At 69.9% G+C, this 18,123-nt stretch carries 17 protein-coding genes; 11 read left to right on the top strand and 6 right to left on the bottom strand.

All coding sequences use genetic code 11. The features are described from left to right. Positions 1-188 precede the first annotated feature (188 nt). Complete coding sequence (locus DEJ35_RS16530; protein WP_110862576.1) at positions 189-1,187, bottom strand: LacI family DNA-binding transcriptional regulator; 999 nt, start codon at positions 1,185-1,187, stop codon at positions 189-191. A 164-nt stretch (positions 1,188-1,351) separates the two neighbouring features. Between DEJ35_RS16530 and DEJ35_RS16525 the strand changes: the two genes are divergently transcribed. The 4 genes from DEJ35_RS16525 (at position 1,352) to DEJ35_RS16510 (ending at position 6,739) form a co-directional block, all read left to right on the top strand. Further along, the gene (locus DEJ35_RS16525; RefSeq protein WP_111193182.1) at positions 1,352-3,418 is read left to right on the top strand and encodes a glycoside hydrolase family 127 protein; all 2,067 of its coding nucleotides are present in this window, start codon (positions 1,352-1,354) and stop codon (positions 3,416-3,418) included. Beyond that, positions 3,415-4,731 carry a sugar ABC transporter substrate-binding protein gene (locus DEJ35_RS16520; protein ID WP_258369987.1) on the top strand — a complete coding sequence of 439 codons (1,317 nt, stop codon included), beginning with the start codon at positions 3,415-3,417 and terminating at the stop codon, positions 4,729-4,731. The genes DEJ35_RS16525 and DEJ35_RS16520 overlap by 4 nt, the downstream gene beginning before the upstream one ends. Before the next feature lie 81 nt (positions 4,732-4,812). Further along, positions 4,813-5,781 (top strand): carbohydrate ABC transporter permease, encoded by a 969-nt coding sequence (locus DEJ35_RS16515; RefSeq protein ID WP_110862579.1) that lies wholly within the window; start codon positions 4,813-4,815, stop codon positions 5,779-5,781. A 4-nt stretch (positions 5,782-5,785) separates the two neighbouring features. Continuing rightward, positions 5,786-6,739 carry a carbohydrate ABC transporter permease gene (locus tag DEJ35_RS16510; protein ID WP_110862580.1) on the top strand — a complete coding sequence of 318 codons (954 nt, stop codon included), beginning with the start codon at positions 5,786-5,788 and terminating at the stop codon, positions 6,737-6,739. A gap of 72 nt (positions 6,740-6,811) precedes the next feature. Here DEJ35_RS16510 and DEJ35_RS16505 read toward each other — a convergent pair whose 3' ends face one another. Then, a complete protein-coding gene (locus tag DEJ35_RS16505; RefSeq protein WP_110862581.1) occupies positions 6,812-7,861 on the bottom strand; it encodes a substrate-binding domain-containing protein in 1,050 nt (349 codons plus the stop codon). Between the two features lie 180 nt (positions 7,862-8,041). Here DEJ35_RS16505 and chvE point away from each other — a divergent pair, with 180 nt between their 5' ends. The 3 genes from chvE (at position 8,042) to mmsB (ending at position 11,994) form a co-directional block, all read left to right on the top strand. Continuing rightward, positions 8,042-9,169 carry a multiple monosaccharide ABC transporter substrate-binding protein gene (chvE, locus tag DEJ35_RS16500; RefSeq protein ID WP_111193181.1) on the top strand — a complete coding sequence of 376 codons (1,128 nt, stop codon included), beginning with the start codon at positions 8,042-8,044 and terminating at the stop codon, positions 9,167-9,169. 103 nt (positions 9,170-9,272) lie between these two features. After that, complete coding sequence (mmsA, locus tag DEJ35_RS16495) at positions 9,273-10,826, top strand: multiple monosaccharide ABC transporter ATP-binding protein (protein ID WP_110862583.1); 1,554 nt, start codon at positions 9,273-9,275, stop codon at positions 10,824-10,826. Beyond that, positions 10,813-11,994 (top strand): multiple monosaccharide ABC transporter permease, encoded by a 1,182-nt coding sequence (gene mmsB, locus DEJ35_RS16490; RefSeq protein WP_027466160.1) that lies wholly within the window; start codon positions 10,813-10,815, stop codon positions 11,992-11,994. Before mmsA ends, mmsB begins: the two co-directional genes overlap by 14 nt. Before the next feature lie 81 nt (positions 11,995-12,075). Here mmsB and DEJ35_RS16485 read toward each other — a convergent pair whose 3' ends face one another. After that, a complete protein-coding gene (locus DEJ35_RS16485) occupies positions 12,076-13,416 on the bottom strand; it encodes an alpha-amylase family glycosyl hydrolase (RefSeq protein ID WP_258378517.1) in 1,341 nt (446 codons plus the stop codon). Between the two features lie 82 nt (positions 13,417-13,498). On the opposite strand from DEJ35_RS16485, the gene DEJ35_RS16480 reads away from it, so the two are divergent. Beyond that, positions 13,499-13,897, top strand: coding sequence for a DUF3253 domain-containing protein (locus DEJ35_RS16480; protein WP_111193180.1), 399 nt, complete (start codon positions 13,499-13,501; stop codon positions 13,895-13,897). A 22-nt stretch (positions 13,898-13,919) separates the two neighbouring features. Here the strand turns inward: DEJ35_RS16480 and DEJ35_RS16475 are convergent, their stop codons facing one another. Together DEJ35_RS16475 and DEJ35_RS16470 are read right to left on the bottom strand one after the other, a co-directional pair. Next, on the bottom strand, positions 13,920-14,306 hold the full coding sequence (locus tag DEJ35_RS16475; protein WP_146244825.1) for a hypothetical protein: 387 nt from the start codon (positions 14,304-14,306) through the stop codon (positions 13,920-13,922). 11 nt (positions 14,307-14,317) lie between these two features. Next, positions 14,318-14,911, bottom strand: coding sequence for a nucleotidyltransferase domain-containing protein (locus DEJ35_RS16470; RefSeq protein ID WP_110862586.1), 594 nt, complete (start codon positions 14,909-14,911; stop codon positions 14,318-14,320). 122 nt (positions 14,912-15,033) lie between these two features. Here DEJ35_RS16470 and DEJ35_RS16465 point away from each other — a divergent pair, with 122 nt between their 5' ends. Continuing rightward, entirely contained in the window at positions 15,034-16,134 is a 1,101-nt protein-coding gene (locus tag DEJ35_RS16465) for an SDR family oxidoreductase (protein WP_111193178.1), read from the top strand. 16 nt (positions 16,135-16,150) lie between these two features. Here the strand turns inward: DEJ35_RS16465 and DEJ35_RS16460 are convergent, their stop codons facing one another. Continuing rightward, the gene (locus DEJ35_RS16460) at positions 16,151-17,224 is read right to left on the bottom strand and encodes a spore photoproduct lyase family protein (protein WP_111091193.1); all 1,074 of its coding nucleotides are present in this window, start codon (positions 17,222-17,224) and stop codon (positions 16,151-16,153) included. A 44-nt stretch (positions 17,225-17,268) separates the two neighbouring features. On the opposite strand from DEJ35_RS16460, the gene DEJ35_RS16455 reads away from it, so the two are divergent. Together DEJ35_RS16455 and DEJ35_RS16450 are read left to right on the top strand one after the other, a co-directional pair. Further along, complete coding sequence (locus DEJ35_RS16455; protein WP_111091192.1) at positions 17,269-17,568, top strand: biopolymer transporter Tol; 300 nt, start codon at positions 17,269-17,271, stop codon at positions 17,566-17,568. Further along, on the top strand, positions 17,565-18,029 hold the full coding sequence (locus DEJ35_RS16450; RefSeq protein WP_111091191.1) for a hypothetical protein: 465 nt from the start codon (positions 17,565-17,567) through the stop codon (positions 18,027-18,029). The genes DEJ35_RS16455 and DEJ35_RS16450 overlap by 4 nt, the downstream gene beginning before the upstream one ends. Positions 18,030-18,123: the final 94 nt, after the last annotated feature.

Raw genomic sequence — 18,123 nt, 5'->3', positions numbered from 1 at the left:
CCCCGCACCCGCGCGAGTCCTGACCACCCGCCGAACCCCCGAACCCGCGACACCCCGAACCGCGGCGCCCGGGACGGTCAGGACACCCCGTTGCCTCCCCATCGCGCGGTCACGAACTGTCGGCTGGAGGTGCGCCGAGCGACGAGTCGTGACCGCTCGACCACGGTGGACGGGGTGTCGTGACCGCCCTAGGCGCCGACGGTGCTCTCGCGGATGACGAGCGACGGGGTCACGGCCGCCGACGCCGCCGTCCCGCCGTCGATCAGGGCGAGGAGCGCCTGCCCCGCGACGCGTCCGAGCTCCTCGAGCCGCAGGTCCACGGTGGTCAGCGGCGGCCTCGAGGCGAGCGCCATCACGTCCCAGTCGTCGAACCCGGTCACCGCGACGTCTCCGGGCACCGAACGCCCGAGCTCCCGCAGCCGGTCGCACACTCCCCGGGCGATCTGGTCGCTGCCACAGACGATCGCGTCGACGTCGGGCGACTCCCGAGCGAGCACGTCCACCGCCTGCCGCCCCCAGCGCTCCGACCACTCGCCGTACAGCGGGTCGGTGACCAGGTGCGACCCGAGGACCGACGAGGCACCGGCAACCCGTCGTGCCGCGGACCGGTGTCGGGCCGGCCCCGTCACGATCGCGACCCGCTGCCGCCCGAGCGAACGCACGTGCGAGGCGACGAGTGCCGACCCGGCGGCGTCGTCGAGGGTGATCGACACGTCGGCGTCGTCGGTCGAGGGCGTGAAGGCGTAGACGACGGGGATCGACACGTCGATCGGGGGTCGGGCGTCGGCGGAACGGCCGGTCACGATGATGCCGTCGACGCCGCGGGCCGCCAGGGAGCGCAGGTAGTGGGCCTCGCGCACGTGGTCGTCGCGGGTGTCGCACAGCAGGACGGCCATCCGCCCGGCGGACAGGGCGTCCTCGGCGCCGAGCAGCACCGGGATCGAGAACCGGCCGAACGAGTCGGTGGTGATCATGCCGACGGTGTAGGTCCGCCCCGACGACAGCGCACGGGCCCGGGCATCGCCGACGAACCCGAGCTTCTCGGCGGCTTCCTTCACCCGCAGCCGGGTGGCGTCCCGCAGCTGCCCGGTGCCGTTCAGCGCCTTCGACGCGGTGCCGATCGACACCCCGGCGAGCGCCGCCACGTCGGTGATCCGGATCGGCTGACCGGTGCGTTCGAGCGTCACGGCAACCACCTTTCCGACGATCAGGACGTGCCGATGACCTTACACAAAACCGCCGGGACACCCTTGCGCGGCGTGCACCCCGTGTCGTAACGTCCACGGCAGAAACCGTTTTCCGGCCGGCTCGAACCAATCGGACGGCTCCAGTCACATCGCAAGGAGGCGACATGACCACCACGCTCGCGACCGATCGCGGCGCGCACACCGCGACCCCGGTCCTCCCGACCGCCGACGCGCACCTCACGCTCCGGCCGCTGCCGACCGGCGACGCCCGGATCACCGGCGGCTTCTGGGCGCTCCGCCAGGAGCGCAACGGCCGCGACGCCGTCCGCAGCGGCTACCAGCAGCTGGAGACGGCAGGCAACTTCCGCAACCTCCGCATCGCCGCCGGGCTCGAGGAGGGCGAGGCCGTCGGCCCGATCTTCATGGACTCCGACGTGACGAAGTGGCTCGAGGCCGTGGCGTGGGAGTACGGCCGCGCCCCCGCCGAGGACCTGCTCGACCTGCAGCGCGAGGTCACGGCCCTGTACGCCCGGGCACAGGCCGACGACGGGTACCTGGACTCCGTGCAGCAGGTGCGCGGGAAGGGTGAGCGGTACACGGACCTCAAGTGGAGCCACGAGATGTACTGCGCCGGGCACCTGTACCAGGCGGCCGTGGCCCAGCACCGTGCGACGGGCGACACCGGGCTGCTCGACGTCGCGATCAAGAACGCCGACCACCTGGTCCGCACGTTCGGCGACGGCACCGCACCGGACGGCACGCCGAAGACCCGCGACGTCGACGGCCACCCCGTCGTCGAGATGGGCCTGGTCGAGCTGTACCGCGAGACCGGCAACCGTGACTACCTCGACCTGGCGCACTGGTTCGTCGATGCCCGCGGACACGGCATCATCGAGCGCGCCGGCGGCGAGCCGACGTACTTCTCCGACCGGGTGCCGAGCCGGCAGGCCACGACCGTCGAGGGGCACGCCGTCCGCGCCGTGTACCTGGCGGCGGGTGCCGTGGACGTCGCGATCGAGACCGGTGACACCGAGCTCCTCGCCGCGAGCGAGCGCCAGTTCGCGGACATGATGGCGACGAAGGCCTTCATCACCGGAGGCCTCGGCGCACGCTGGGACTGGGAGGCGTTCGGCGACCCGTACGAGCTGCCCACCGACCGCGGCTACGCCGAGACCTGCGCGGCCATCGGCGGGGTGCAGTGGGCCTGGCGCCTGCTGCTCGCGACCGGCGAGCCTGTCTACGCCGATGCGATCGAGCGACTGCTCTACAACGCGTTCCTCGCCGGGGTGAGCCTGGCCGGCACCGAGTACTTCTACGTGAACCCGCTGCAGCAGCGCGACCACGCCCACCAGGACGAGAACCGCTCCCCTGCCCACGGGCGACGCGGCTGGTTCGACTGCGCCTGCTGCCCGCCGAACATCATGCGCACCTTCGCCAGCCTCGACGGCTACCTGGCCACGGCGACCGACAACGGGCTGCAGGTCCACCAGTACGCCACCGCCGACCTCGGTCCGGTGCGGGTCGAGACCGACTACCCGCACGACGGCCGCGTCCGCGTCACGGTCACCGAGGACGGCCCGCTCTCCCTGGGCCTGCGGATCCCGGCCTGGTCGGACACCACGACCGTCACCGGTCCGGACGGCTCCGCGAGCCCCACGGCAGGGACGCTGCACGTCGTCGACCGCGAGTGGTCGGCGGGCGACACGGTCGAGCTCGTCTTCGACACGACGCCGCACCGCTACGTCGCCGACGCCCGCATCGACGCCGCCCGCGGGCAGGTCGCGATCGAGCGCGGCCCGCTCGTGTACGCGGTCGAGCAGGCGGACCAGCAGGGCTTCACGGTCGACGACCTGACGGTCGACGCGGACGCGCCGATCACCGAGGAGCGCCGCGACGACCTGCTCGACGGCGTCGTCACGCTGCGGATCCCGGGGCACGCCCCGGCCGAGCACGTGCAGCCGGCCTGGCCGTACCAGCGTCTCGACGCGACCCGGTCTGGGCCCACGCGTGCCGGTTCCGACGCGTCGCGGAGCCTGCGGAGCGACGTGGCGGCCGAGCACGTGGGGAGAGGCGCGGATCACGCCGGAGACGCGACCAACGTCGACGACGCGGCCGGTCCGCAGGGCGCCACCACGGGCCTCCAGGACGTCACCGCGACCGCGATCCCGTACTACGCGTGGGCCAACCGGGGAGCCGCGCCGATGCGCGTCTGGCTCCCGCTGGCGCGGTGACCGGCGTGGACCGCCGTGCGTTCCTCGTCGGCGGCGTCGCCGGCGGGGCCGCCCTCGCCCTGGCCGGGTGCTCCGGCACCCTGCCGAAGGTCGTCGCGAAGCCCGCGAGCTTCGGGAAGAACGCGACCGGCACCGTGCAGGTGTGGTGCCGGTCGGCGACCCAGGCCGGCCTGACGTCGGCCGTCGCCGGGTTCAACAAGGCGAACCCGGAACTGCAGGTCCAGCTGACGCCGGTGCCGGACGCGCAGTACGTGACCAAGCTGGCGACCGCGATCCGCGGGGGTGAGCCGCCGGACGTCGTGGACATCGACGACATCAACTCGCAGCTGTTCATCTTCCGCGAGGCGTTCGCCGACCTGACCGACGTGGTCGAGGGCCTCGACTACTTCGACGCGATCTCACCGGGGCACCTGCGCCTGCTCGAGTACCGCGACCGCTACTACGGCCTGCCGTACCTGGCCGACAACTCGCAGCTGTTCGTGAACACCGAGCTGTTCGACCGTGCGGGCCTCGACGTCGAGGAGTCGACGAAGGACCTGTCCACGCTGCTCGACGCGGCGAAGGCCATCCGGAAGCTCGACGACGACGTGTACGGCTGGTCGATCTCCGGCAACGCCGCGGGCATCATCGGCTTCGTCACGCAGCCGCACGTCTGGGCGACCGGGGTCGACATGATGACCGGCGAGGTGGGATCCCAGCGGGCGAACATCACCGGCAACGAGGCCCTCGAACGGATGCTCGAGTTCTACCGGCAGCTGTGGAAGGACGGGGTGCTGTCGAAGGCGACGTACTCCGACGCCGGCACCACGTGGGGTGCCGACTTCCGGGCCGGCAAGGTGGGGATCTTCCCGACCTCGTACGGGGCGACCGTGCCCGCGGCCACGAAGGCGATGCGGGCGAAGATGCAGACGGTGCTCATCCCGTCGTGGGACGGCCAGCGGTCGTTCTTCGACGGCGGCGACAACATGTGCATCCCGAACGGGGCGGCGAACCCGTCCGGCGGGTGGGCGTTCATGCAGTACGCGAACGGGCTCCAGCAGCAGCAGGCGCTGCCGGACGGCGGGTACTTCCCGACGCGGTCCGACGCCGCCACCCCGGAGTACCGCAAGCGGTTCCCGCTGGCGTACGGGCCGCTCGACGCCATCGACAAGGGCTACGCACCGCAGACGCTGGCGTACAACCTGCTCAACAACCAGCCGTCGTCGCCGTACTTCGCGATGTTCCGCGAGGCCGTGTTCGGGTCGGGGAGCGCTGCCGCCATGCGGACGGCGCAGTCCGACTACCAGCGGATCCTCGACCAGGTGCAGGCCTGAGCCTGCTCCTGCTCCGCTCGTCTCGCTCGTCTCGCTCGTCTCGCTCGTCTCGCTCTTGTTGATGCACAGAGAGGTGCACGCATGTCGACCATCTCCACCCGGCGCCCCGCCGGCCGGACCGGCGCGGACCGTCCCACCGTGGGCCGCGGCCCGGGGAGTGGCGGCTCCGTCCGGACCCGCAACTCGCTCACCCACCCGCCGCGCACCGGCGCCGTCCTCGTCGCCCCGGCGATCCTGTTCGTCGCCGTCTTCGTGCTCGTCCCGCTCGTGTTCGCGCTCTACATCTCGTTCACGAACTGGCCCCTGATCGGCCCGTACCGGTTCATCGGGCTGCAGAACTACCTGACGCTGTTCCAGGACCCGACGTTCGTGCACGCGATCGGCTACACGCTGCTGTACACGGCGATCGTGACCCTGCCGATCCTGGCGCTCGGGTACTTCCTCGCCGTGCTCGTCCGCGCACGCCGCCGTGGCAGCACGGTGCTGCGGACGGTGTTCTTCCTGCCGTACGTGGTCGGGCTGACGACGCTCTCGTTCATGCTCGTGCTCGAGGCGCAGCCGAACTCCGGGGCCGTCAACATGGTGCTCCGGTGGCTCGGGATCACCGACGGCAGCACCGCGTGGCTCGTGAACGGTCCGCTGGCGACGCTGCTCATCTGCGTGCTCGTGGTCTGGGCGGTGTCCGGGCTGACCATGGTGCTGCTCATGTCGGCGATGCAGGGCGTCCCCGACGAGGTCTACGAGTCGGCGCAGCTCGAGGGGGCCTCCTGGTGGCAGACCGAACGCCTCATCACGTTCCCGATGATCCGCTCGACCGTCGCGCTGAGCGTCATCATCTCGGTGATCGGCTCGCTGCTCGCCTTCAACCAGTTCTACATCCTGACCCAGGGCGGGCCGGGTACCGAGACCACCACGATCGTGAACGCGATCTACAACCGCGGGTTCGTGAACCTGCAGCTCGGGGCCGCGACCGCCCAGTCGATCGCCCTCGTCGTGGTGATCGCCGCCGTGACGGTGTTCCAGTTCTGGGCACTGCGAGAGAAGGACTGACGCCATGAGCACCACGACCTCCCGTGCGGCCCTCGCGGCGCCGGACCTGTCCACCAGGGCCCTGACCACCACGGGTGACGGCCGACGTCGGCGCCACCAGCAGGGCAGCGTCCAGCACCCCCGCGACACCACCGTCAAGCGCACCCTGTACGCGATCGCCGGCATCGGTTCGGCCCTCGTGTTCGGCGTCCCGCTCGTCTGGTCGATCCTGCGGGCGTTCCAGTCCGAGGCCGTCATCACGCAGGCCCCGGACCCGGCGACGTTCTTCCAGCTCGGGTGGCAGAACTTCACCGCCGTGTTCGCCTCGTCCTCGCACCTGCTCACCGGCGTCGTGAACTCGCTCATCGTGTCGATCGCCACGGCGGTGCTGACCGCGGTGATCGCGACGATGGCCGGCTACGGGTTCGCCCGCTTCCGGTTCCGGGGCGCCGGGCTCGTGTTCGGCCTGGTGCTGCTGACGATGATGGTGCCGTTCCAGGCCATCCTCACGCCGCTGTACCTCGAGATGAACGCGATGGGGCTGACGAACTCGCTGCTCGGGCTCGTGCTGTTCTACACGACCGTGAACCTGCCGTTCGGGGTGTTCGTGATGCGGAACGCGTTCGAGTCGATCCCCACCGAGCTCGAGGACTCGGCCTTCGTCGACGGGGCCTCGCGCTTCCGGGTCGTGGTGTCGGTGCTCCGCCCGCTGCTCCTGCCGGGGGCGGCGACCGCGGCGCTCTATGCGTTCCTGGCGTCGTGGACGGAGTTCCTCGGAGCCCTGACGTTCCTGACGAAGGACTCGCTGTACACGCTGCCGGTCGCGCTGCTCAACCTGCAGACCGGGGCGTACGGGCAGGTGTCGTACGGCAACCTCGTCGCCGGGTCGGTGGTGGCGATGATCCCGTGCATCGCGCTGTACGTCGGGTTGCAACGGTTCTACGTCGCCGGGCTGTCGTCCGGGGCGTTGAAGGGCTGACGGTCGGGTCAGCTCGCCGGCGGCGCCCCTCGCACGGTGCGAGGGGCGCCGCCGGTGTGGCGCGAGGGGTCGCTACGTGCTGCGCCGCACCACCAGCTCGGGCGCGAGCAGCGTCTCGTCGCGGGGATCCCCCTCGACCAGGGCCCGCACGGTGTCGAGCACCCGCTCCCCCATCGCCCGGAAGTCCTGCCGCACGGTGGTCAGCGGCGGCGTGAAGTGCGCGGCCTCGGGGACGTCGTCGAAGCCCACGACCGCGATGTCGTCGGGCACCCGCAGCCCCTCGTCGGCGAAGGCGTGCAGCACGCCGAGCGCCATCTGGTCGTTGCCCGCGAAGACGGCGTCGACCGTCCCCACGTCGATGTGCCGTGCGGCCGCGAAGCCGCTCGCCGGGGTCCAGTCGCCCTCGAGCACGACCGGTTCGAGCCCGGCGTCCTGCATGATCCGCACGTAGGTGGCGCGGCGCACCTCGGACTCCTGCGACACGTGCGGCCCGGCGATGTGCACGATCCGGCGGTGTCCGCGGTCGAACAGGTGCTGCATGACGAGCGAGGTGCCCGCCGCCTGGTCGATGGCGACGGCGGCGACGCTCGGCGCGACCGGGGTCCGGACGGCGTCGCGCTGCACGGCGTTCGACACCACGACGGGCACCGTGACCGGCACGGTGAGCGACGCGAGGGCGTCGAGCACCCGGTTGTCCGCGGCGACCAGCACGATCGCGGCGACGTCCTGCGCGAGCAGCGTGGTGAGCGCCCCGGACAGGTCGGACGGCCGCGGCTCTTCCGGCAGGGTCGACAGCAGCACGTGGTAGCCGGCGGAGCGCGCGGCCCGTTCGAAGCCGATCGAGGTGCTCGACGGGCCGTACAGCGCGTCGCCGGCGGTGATGATGCCGAGCGCCTTGCTCCGCCCACCGGCGAGCGCCCGGGCGGCGGCACGGGGCCGGTACCCGAGCTCGGTGACGGCGTCGGTGACCTGCGTCCGGTACTGCTCGCGGACGGTCGGGTCGCCGTTGATCACGCGGGAGACGGTCTGGTGGGACACGCCGGCGCGTTCGGCGACGTCGAAGATCGTCGGGGCCTTCCGGCGTTTGCCGCCCCTGCCCTCGGGGGCGGTCGTGGTGCTCACGTGGCCAACCGTACCGCTCGGTCCGGCCGCCGCGGCAAGATCACGAAACGGCGGTGTTGAGTTGACACCCCGTCACGGAACCCACAAGATGTGAGCGCTCACACGAGCGCATCCCGCGGGGCACAGCAGCCCCGGCACCCGACCGCGTCGAGGACGACGCGAAGGAACAGAGGTACTTCGATGATGAAGCGCAGGATCATCGCGGGCGTCGCAGCCGTCGGCATCGCGATCTCGCTGGCCGCTTGCTCGGCCGGCGGCCGTGCGTCCACCGATGGTGGCGGCAGCGGCGACAACAAGGGCGCCCTCGTCGGCGTCGCCATGCCCACCAAGGTCTCCGAGCGGTGGATCAAGGACGGCAACGCCGTCAAGAGCGACCTCGAGAAGGCCGGTTACAAGGTCGACCTCGAGTACGGCGACAACAAGGTCCAGCAGCAGGCCCAGCAGGTCAGCAACATGATCACCAAGGGCGCGAAGGTCCTGATCATCGCGTCGATCGACGGTGGCGCGCTCTCCGACCAGCTCGACGCCGCCGCCAAGGCCGGCATCAAGGTGATCTCGTACGACCGTCTGCTCACGGGCAACGAGAACGTCGACTACTACGTGTCCTTCGACAACGAGAAGGTCGGCGTCGACCAGGCGAACAGCCTGCTCACCGGCCTGGGTGTGCTCGACGCGGACGGCAAGAAGACCGGCGAGAAGGGCCCCTTCAACATCGAGGTCTTCGCCGGCTCGCTCGACGACAACAACGCGGGCTTCTTCTTCAACGGCGCCATGAAGACGCTCAAGCCGTACCTCGAGGACGGCACGCTGAAGATCCAGTCCGGCCAGGACGAGCTGTCCCAGGCCGCGACGCAGCAGTGGGACCCGGCCACGGCCAAGGCCCGCATGCAGAACCTGGTCGCCAAGTCCTACTCGGGCGGCACCACGCTCGACGGCGTGCTCTCCCCGTACGACGGCATCTCGATCGGCATCATCTCGGCGCTCCAGGGCGCCGGGTACGGCACGAGCGACCGTCCGCTCCCGACCGTCACGGGCCAGGACGCCGAGGCCGCCTCGGTCAAGTCGATCATCGCCGGCCAGCAGTACTCGACGATCTACAAGGACACGCGCAAGCTCGCCAAGCAGTCGGTCACCATGGCCGAGGACCTGCTCACCGGCAAGAAGCCCGAGGTCAACGACACGAAGAGCTACGACAACAAGGTCAAGGTCGTCCCGACCTTCCTGTTCCAGCCGACGGTCGTCACGAAGGACAACTACAAGGAAGTCCTCGTGGACTCGGGGTACTACACCGAAGCCGACCTGAAGTAGTCAGGCCCATCTCACGGACCGGAGGCGCGGTGCCAGCTGCGCACCGCGCCTCCAGTCCGTCTCCACCAGCGCGCGCACGCGCGCACGACGGAAAGGCGTCCACATGGCGGACACCATCCTCGAGATGCGGGACATCACCAAGACGTTCCCCGGCGTCAAGGCCCTGCAGGGCGTCTCGATCGAGGTCGAGCGCGGCCAGGTCCACGCGATCTGCGGCGAGAACGGCGCGGGCAAGTCGACGCTCATGAAGGTGCTGTCGGGTGTCTACCCGGCCGGCTCCTTCGACGGCGAGATCCTGCTCGACGGCGAACCCGTGCGGTTCGCGAACATCAACGACTCCGAGGCTGCGGGCGTCGTGATCATCCACCAGGAGCTGGCGCTCAGCCCCTTCCTGTCGATCGCCGAGAACATCTTCCTCGGCAACGAGCAGTCCAAGGGCGGCTTCATCGACTGGAACAAGACGAACCTGACGGCCGCCGAACTGCTCAAGCGGGTCGGGCTGAAGGACAACCCCGTCACCAAGGTCGTCGACCTCGGTGTCGGCAAGCAGCAGCTCGTCGAGATCGCGAAGGCGCTCTCGAAGGAGGTGAAGCTCCTCATCCTCGACGAGCCCACCGCCGCGCTGAACGACGACGACTCCGCGCACCTGCTCGAGCTCATCCGCTCGCTGCAGGCCGAGGGCATGACGGCCATCATCATCAGCCACAAGCTCAACGAGATCAAGGCGATCGCGGACAAGGTCACGATCATCCGCGACGGCAAGACCATCGAGACGCTCGACATGCGGGCCGACGACGTGTCCGAGGACCGGATCATCCGCGGGATGGTCGGCCGTGACCTGTCGAACCGGTACCCCGAGCGCGAGAACCCCGTCATCGGCGAGGAACTGCTGCGGATCGAGGACTGGACCGTCCACCACCAGCTCGACTCGTCGCGCGAGATCATCCACCAGGCCAACCTCAACGTCCGCGCCGGCGAGGTCGTCGGCATCGCCGGGCTCATGGGCGCCGGCCGCACGGAACTCGCGATGAGCGTCTTCGGCCAGTCCTACGGCACCGGCATCAGCGGCACCGTCTACAAGCGCGGCACCCCGATCAAGACGCACACCGTCTCGCAGGCGATCGACAACGGCATCGCCTACGTCACCGAGGACCGCAAGCGCTACGGCCTGAACCTGATCGACGACATCAAGCGGAACATCTCCGGGTCGGCGCTCGGCAAGCTCGCGAACTGGGGCTTCGTGAACTCCTCCGAGGAGACCACGGTGGCGAGCCAGTTCCTCAAGAGCCTCAACATCAAGGCGCCGAACGTCGACGTCGTGACGGGGAAGCTCTCCGGCGGGAACCAGCAGAAGGTCGTCCTGTCGAAGTGGATGTACGCCGACCCCGACGTGCTCATCCTCGACGAGCCGACCCGCGGCATCGACGTCGGCGCGAAGTACGAGATCTACACGATCATCAACCAGCTCGCCGACCAGGGGAAGGCGGTCATCGTGATCTCCTCCGAGCTCCCCGAACTGCTCGGCATCTGCGACCGCATCTACACCCTCTCCGAGGGCACCATCACGGCCGACGTCCCGCGCGCCGAGGCGACGCCCGAGGTCCTCATGCAGTACATGACCCAGGAACGGGAGACCCCTGTCAATGAACGCGCTTAAGTCCGCCGTCGGCTACCTCACCGGGCAGCTCCGACAGATCGGCCTGTTCATCGCGCTGATCGTCATCGTCATCTTCTTCCAGGTGACCACGAACGGCATCACGCTGGCCCCGATCAACGTCTCGAACCTGATCGTCCAGAACAGCTACATCCTCATCCTGGCCATCGGCATGGTCATGGTCATCATCGCCGGCCACATCGACCTGTCGGTCGGCTCGGTGGTCGCCTTCACCGGTGCCATGGCCGGCGTGATGATCACGCAGTGGAACATCCCGTGGCCGATCGCGGTCGTGCTCTGCCTGGTGGTCGGTGCGCTCGTCGGCGCCTGGCAGGGCTTCTGGATCGCGTACTTCGGGATCCCGGCGTTCATCGTGACGCTGGCGGGCATGCTCGCGTTCCGCGGCGCGGCGCAGATCGTCCTGCAGAACCAGCAGATCTCGCCGTTCCCCGCCGGCTTCCGCTCGCTCGGCTCCGGCTTCCTGCCGTCCTTCGGCACCACCGGGTACGAGCCGCTCACGATGATCCTCGGCTTCGCCGCCGCGGCCGTCATGGTGATCGCGGCGTTCCGCGGTCGCATCACGCGTCGCAAGTACCAGCTCGAGAGCGAGCCGTTCGCCTGGTTCATCGTGAAGACGGCCTTCGGCGCCGTGCTCGTGATCTACGTGGCACTCCTGCTCGCCAGCTACAACGGCACTCCGATCGTGCTCGTCGTGCTCGGTGCCCTCGTGGTGATCTACTCGGTCGTCATGCGGAGCGCGGTGTTCGGCCGCCACATCTACGCGATCGGTGGCAACGCCCTGGCCGCGCAGCTGTCGGGTGTGAAGACGAAGCGCGTCACGTTCCTGCTCTTCGTCAACATGGGTGTCATCTCGGCCCTGGCGGGCGTGGTCTTCACCGGCCAGCTCAACCTGGCGGCGCCGGGCGCTGGCAACGGCTTCGAGCTCGACGCCATCGCCGCCGTCTTCATCGGTGGTGCTGCCGTCACCGGCGGCATCGGCACCGTGCCGGGTGCCATCGTCGGTGGTCTGATCATCGGCCTGCTGAACAACGGCATGTCGATCCTCGGTGTCGGCACCGAGTTCCAATCCCTGATCAAGGGTCTGGTGCTGCTCGCCGCCGTCGCGTTCGACGTGTTCAACAAGCGCCGGGCGGCATCCGCGCGCAAGTAGCGGTCGTGCGTTCGCGCGTTCGCGCGTTCGCTTCGTGAGCAGGAACGGTCGGGTCCTCGATGGGGACCCGACCGTTTCTGCTCACGATCGCGACAGGACGGCCCAACCCCCGGCCGGGAGGCGCAGGGTCCCGTCCCCGAGATCGGCACCGCCCGCCTCGACCTGCGTCGCGTCGGCCACGGGCACCTCGACGGGATCGTCCGACAGGTTCAGGGCGGTCACCACGGCGGCGTCCGCCGTCGCGGTCCGCAGCACCACGGCGGTGTTGGTCAGGTGCACGACGTCGGTGTGCGCGCGGTGCAGCCACGGGTTCCGGCGACGCAGGGCGATGAGCGCCTCGTACGCGTGGGTCAGGTCCGTCGGCTCCGGCACCTCGGCCGGGAACTCCGGGCGGACCGCGTCGTCGCCGCCCTCGCGTTCCTCCTTCACCCCGGCCCAGCCGTACTCGTCGCCCGCGTAGACCACCGGGGTCCCCGCCACCGTGAACAGCACCGCGGCGGCGTGCCCGGCGAACCGGTCCCCCACCGCGCTCGCGATCCGGGTGACGTCGTGGTTGCCGACGAACGTCGTCGGGGCGAAGGTGGGCAGCAGGGCGTCGTGCCGCTCGATCGCGTGCGCGAGCTCGTGGCCGTTGCGGTCCGCGATGCCGTGCCAGATCCCCTGCCACAGCTCGTACTGGGTCAGCGAGTCCATCGTCGAATCGCGGGCGATCACCGCCGCGTCACCGTGGATCACCTCGCCGCTGAACCAGGCGTCCGAGAACCGCTCCCGCACCCGCGGCAGCACCCGCGCCCAGAACGCCGGCGGCACCGCGTACGCCGCGTCGAGTCGCCAACCGTCCACCCCGCGGTCCAGCCAGTGCGTCATGACCTGCACCACGAGGTCCTCGGTGGCGCGGCTGTCGTGGTCGAGCGCGACGAGGATGTCGTGGCCTTCGAACAGCCCGACGGGCACGGGCTGCCCCGGCTGCCACCCGGACCAGTCGATGGCGAACAGGTCGGCGGTCGGCGCCTCCGGGCCCTGCTCCGACAACGCGCGGAAGGCCGGGTGCTCCCGGCCGACGTGGTTGAACACCCCGTCCAGCAGCACCCGCACGCCCCGCTCGTGCGCCGCCGTCACCAGGGCGTCGAAGTCGGCGTCGTCGCCCAGGCGCGGGTCGATGCGGAAGTGGTCGACCGTGTCGTACCCGTGGGTCGAGCTCGCGAACACCGGTCCGAGCAACAGACCGTTCAGACCGAGGTCGACGACGTGGTCGAGCCACTCGGTCAGGCGGTCGAGACGGTGTCCGAGCGGACGCTCCCCCACCGGTGACGTCGGACGGACCTCGGCGCCGACGAAGCCGAGCGGGTAGACGTGCCACCACATCACGTGCTGGACCCAGGCCGGTTCGGACGGACGGGCAGGGACGGTGTCGGGGTTCACCGCTCCGATGCTGCCAGGCGCACCTGGACCGTGTGCGTGGTCGCTGTGTACCGACGTGCTCGGCGGGACGATGATGGGGGCCATGGGACGGGCGATCAGGACGGAAGCCGATGCGTCGGCGTCGGAGTCGGCACACGCCGACCGCACCTGTGCCTCGTGCGGGCGACGGATGCCGTCGTCGGCGGCGCCGGAGGCGAAGTGGTGTTCCGGAGCCTGCCGTCGACACGGTCTCGACGACGTCGACCGGGCTCTGGAGCAGCGCATCGACGAACTGCTCGCGGCGCGGGCACGGACCTCGAGCATCTGCCCGTCCGAGGTCGCCCGCTCGCTGGACCCGGACGACTGGCGACCGCTGATGGAGCCGGCACGTCGAGCCGCCCGACGCATGGTCGCGCGCGGCGAGGTCGAGATCACCCAGGGCGGGTCCGTCGTCGACCCGTCGACCGCCAAGGGTCCGATCCGCATCCGCCGTCCGCGGTGATCAGGGGCGCGGCGTGCCCGTTTCAGGTGCGCTCGTGGACCGTACGGATGAGCCGTTCGAGTGCGGTCACCAGCGCCCGTGTCTTCTCCTGCGTCACACGCGACGTCGAGTACTGGAAGTTCGTCTTCTCATCGGTCAGGCGCTTGAAGTGCAGGCCGGGTCGCGTGTCCGGTGCGCAGGCCGCGTCGAGCAGGCGTCGAGCGGCGGCGTGGTCGTCGCCGAGGTGGTGGTAGCCGAGGATCGCACCGCAGATCGCGTCCGACGCCGCGATCCCGCCGAGCACAGCGTTCGCGCCGGCGGCCTTCCAATCCGCGTGACTCGCCGACTCGACGTAGAGGAGCGCGACCTCGAGGTAGGACTCCGCTTCGTCTCGGCGCATCGCGACTGCGGCCCTGTCGACGGCGCGCACGCAGGCACCCATCAGATGTACGTCCTGATCTCCTCGCCGAAGACTGTTCGGGCTTCTTCTCGCCACGACCCGACGAGCGGGTCTCCCTCGGCCACGAACCGACGGAGATCAGCGCGGGTCACGTCGAAGACCTGGCACTCGTTGCCGGTCCACCGCCGGACGAGGTCACCGAGGCGGACGACGACGTCGATGTCGACGGTCTGCTCGAAGACGACGAGGAGGTCCAGGTCGGACGTCGGCGTCGCGGTGCCCCGGGCCACTGAACCGAAGATCGAGACCGAGAGGACCCCGGCCCGCGCCGACTCGACGTACGCGCCGATGCGACGTTCGAGTTCGTCGCCGGCTTCGAGTCCGAGTTCCACCGCCGGCCAGAGCAGGTGTTCCCGGTTGACCCGGTAGGCCGAGTGCTGCAGACCGCGCTCGACCTGCACGAGCCCTGCTGCCTCGAGCTTGTCGAGCGCTCGTTTGATGCCGGTGTGCTGCGGAGCGCCCGCGACCCGTGCAACCTGTCGTCCGGTCATGCCGGAATCGGTCCGGGCGAGGACGCGGAGCGCGTCGGCCTGTGTGGCTCCCAGCAGCGTGGCGAGTGGTTGCACGAGTTGCATGTCGAGTCCTCCGCAAGGAGTGTACCGCTCAACGGTACAAGTGGTGCGTTATTGTGCACACTGGACTGGAACCGGGACGCAGTGAGGGAACACGTGTCGTCCACTGTGGGTTGCATCGAGGGATGACTGCAACCGGATCGACCGAACAGACTCCTGCCCGCCGCGAAGCCCTGGTCGTCGGAGCCAGTGGCATCACCGGTTCCGCCCTGGTACGCCACCTGCTCGACCTCGGCTGGGACGTGACGGCACTCTCCCGCCGGCCGCTCGCCGAACAGGGCGTCCGCACCGTCGCGGCCGACCTGCGTGCTCCCGTCAGCCTGGCGGCCGCACTCGCCGACGAGCACCCGACCCACGTCTTCTTCACCGCCTGGCAGCGGCAGGACACCGAGGCGGAGAACATCCGCGTGAACGGCGGCATGGTCCGCGACCTGCTCGCGGCGCTGTCGCACGCTCCGCTCGAGCACGTCGCCCTCGTCACCGGCCTGAAGCACTACCTCGGCCCGTTCGAGGCGTACGCCGCCGGCGAGATGCCCGACACCCCCTTCCACGAGGAGGAGCCGCGCCTCGACACCCCGAACTTCTACTACGCGCAAGAGGACGAACTCTTCGCCGCCGCCGAGCGCCAGGGGTTCACCTGGTCCGTGCACCGCTCGCACACCGTGATCGGGCACGCGGTCGGCAACGCCATGAACATGGGCCTCACGCTCGCCGTGCAGGCCACGCTGGCGAAGGAACTCGACCTGGACTTCGTGTTCCCGGGCAGTGAGGCGCAGTGGAACGGCCTGACCGACATGACCGACGCCGGGATCCTCGCCGAGCACATGGTGTGGGCCTCGACGTCGCCCGAGGGTGCGGACGAGCCGTTCAACATCGTCAACGGCGACGTCTTCCGGTGGCGCTGGATGTGGCCGCGCCTGGCCGCGCACCTCGGTGTCGATCCCACGCGCGTGGTGGGCTACGAGGACGCTCCGCGACCGCTCCAGGAGCAGATGGCGCCGTACGAGTCCGAGTGGGCCGGTATCGCCGAGCGCCACGGTCTCGCCGAGGCCGACATCATCCGGCTCGCCTCGTGGTGGCACACCGACGCCGACCTCGGTCGAGCGATGGAGGTCGTCACCGACATGGGGAAGAGCCGCGACGCCGGGTTCACGGCGTTCCGCCGGACCGAGCAGGCCTTCGCGGACCTGTTCGACCGGTACCGGACGGACCGGCTCATCCCCTGATCGGGGAGGTCGCCGATCAGAAGGCGTACCGGATCCGGCACGACGGCAGGTGCTCGGCCACGAGTTCGCGGAAGCGCTCGACGAGCTGCCCCTTCATGCCGGACCGGTAGCGCACGTTCACGGCACCGTTCTGGGACACCTTCTGCTCCTGCAGGTCCGGACGCCACAGCAGGTCCTCGGCCCTGGGGTGCCACCCGAGGTTGACCTCGTGCAGGGGCTGGTTGTGGGTCAGGAAGATCACCTCGGCCGCGAGCTGCGCCTTGGCGGCCGGGGACAGCACGTCGTCGACCTGCCGGAGCAGCTCGGCCCAGTCCGACTCCCACGTCGGCGTGAGGATGACCGGCGAGAAGTTCAGGTGGACCTCGTACCCGGCGTCGACGAAGTCGTTCACCGCGGCGATCCGCTCGGCGATCGGGCTCGTGCGGATGTCGGTGACCTTCGCGGTCTCGTGCGGCATCAGTGAGAAGCGGATCCGGGTCCGGCCCATCGGGTCCCAGTCGAGCAGGTCACGGTTGACGTACTTGGTCGCGAACGACGCCTTGGCCGTTGGGGTCATCCGGAACAGGTCGCAGAGGTCACGGACGTTGTCGCTGATCATCGCGTCGACCGAGCAGTCGCTGTTCTCGCCGATGTCGTAGACCCAGGCTTCCGGGTCGCACTGGTTCGGTTCGGTCTTCGGTCCCTGCTTGGCGATGTTCCGCGCCACGTGCTTCGTGATCTGGTCGATGTTCGCGAACACGGTCACCGGGTTGCTGTAGCCCTTGCGCCGCGGCACGTAGCAGTACGCGCACGCCATCGCGCAGCCGTTCGCGGTGGACGGTGCGATGAAGTCGGCCGAGCGACCGTTCGGCCGCGTCACCAGCGACTTCTTCACGCCGAGCACGAGCGCCTCGGTCTTGATCCGCACCCAGCGCTGGACGTTCCGTTCGTCGCCGTGCACCTCGGGGATGTTCCAGTGCGACTCGACCGGGACGATCTCGGCGTCCGGCCAACGCCCGACGATCTCCTGCCCGCGCTGCAGTTCGAGGGCGGCCGGCTCGGCGTAGATGCGTCGGACGTCGAGCATCGGGCGGACGCGTTCGTGGCTCATCGGCTCCTGTCTACCCGGCACCACCGACGGTGCAGACTCGGACCATGACCGCCGAACCCGACGACCACTTCTTCGTCGTGGACGGCCGACGCTGGCGCCGCACCGACCCCGCCCTGCCCGAGGAACTCGCCGCCGCACTCCGCTCCCACCTGGGGCGCGGGCGGAACGCGGTGAAGACCGCGAAGCGCGCGGGCAACGACGAGGCCCTGGCGGCGGCACGGCACCGGAACGGCTTGGCGAAGCACGGGCTGGGCGAACGCGGCCCCGAGTGGTGGTCCCGCCCCGAGGCCGACCGGATCGCCGACGCCGAGCGCGCCCTCGCCGACCTGGACGCCCTGCCGTGACCACGATCCGTCCGCCTCGCCTGGACCACGTCCTGACCGTCGTCGTCTCCGGCCCGGTGATCATCGGGACCGGAGTCACACTCGCGAGCGTGGCCTTCGTACCCGGAGCATCGGCGAGGGTGTTCGTCTTCATCCTCGGTGCTGCCTTCATCGCCGGTGGGATCTGGGCCACGGCCAGGACCCGACACGTCGCCGTGCACCTGTCCGACGACACGCTCCGGTACTCGGGCTTCTTCGTGTCGTGGACTGCTCCACGCGCAGAGATCACGATGGTGCTCGACGACGCGTTCGTCGAGTGGCGCGACGATCACGGGGCCGAACACCGACGGCAGATCTGGCTGCTGACCAGGGCACGGGAGGACGACGGCACGAAGTTCGCTCCGCTCTGGCGGTGGCGACACGAGGCACTGCTCGAGGTTCGAGCGTGGGTAGCGACTCGCGAGGTCCGAAACCTCCCATAACGCCCGCGATGGAAAGCAGAATCGGGCGTACCTGGTCGAAACTTCCGACCGGGTACGCCCGATTCGACCAGGTACGCCCGGTTCGACCAGGCGC

It is taken from the genome of Curtobacterium sp. MCPF17_051 (assembly GCF_003234595.1).
In the GTDB taxonomy this organism is placed as follows: Bacteria; Actinomycetota; Actinomycetes; order Actinomycetales; family Microbacteriaceae; genus Curtobacterium; species Curtobacterium flaccumfaciens.
Note: the sequence above shows the minus strand (reverse complement) of the source record. Positions and strands in the feature narration are given on the sequence as shown.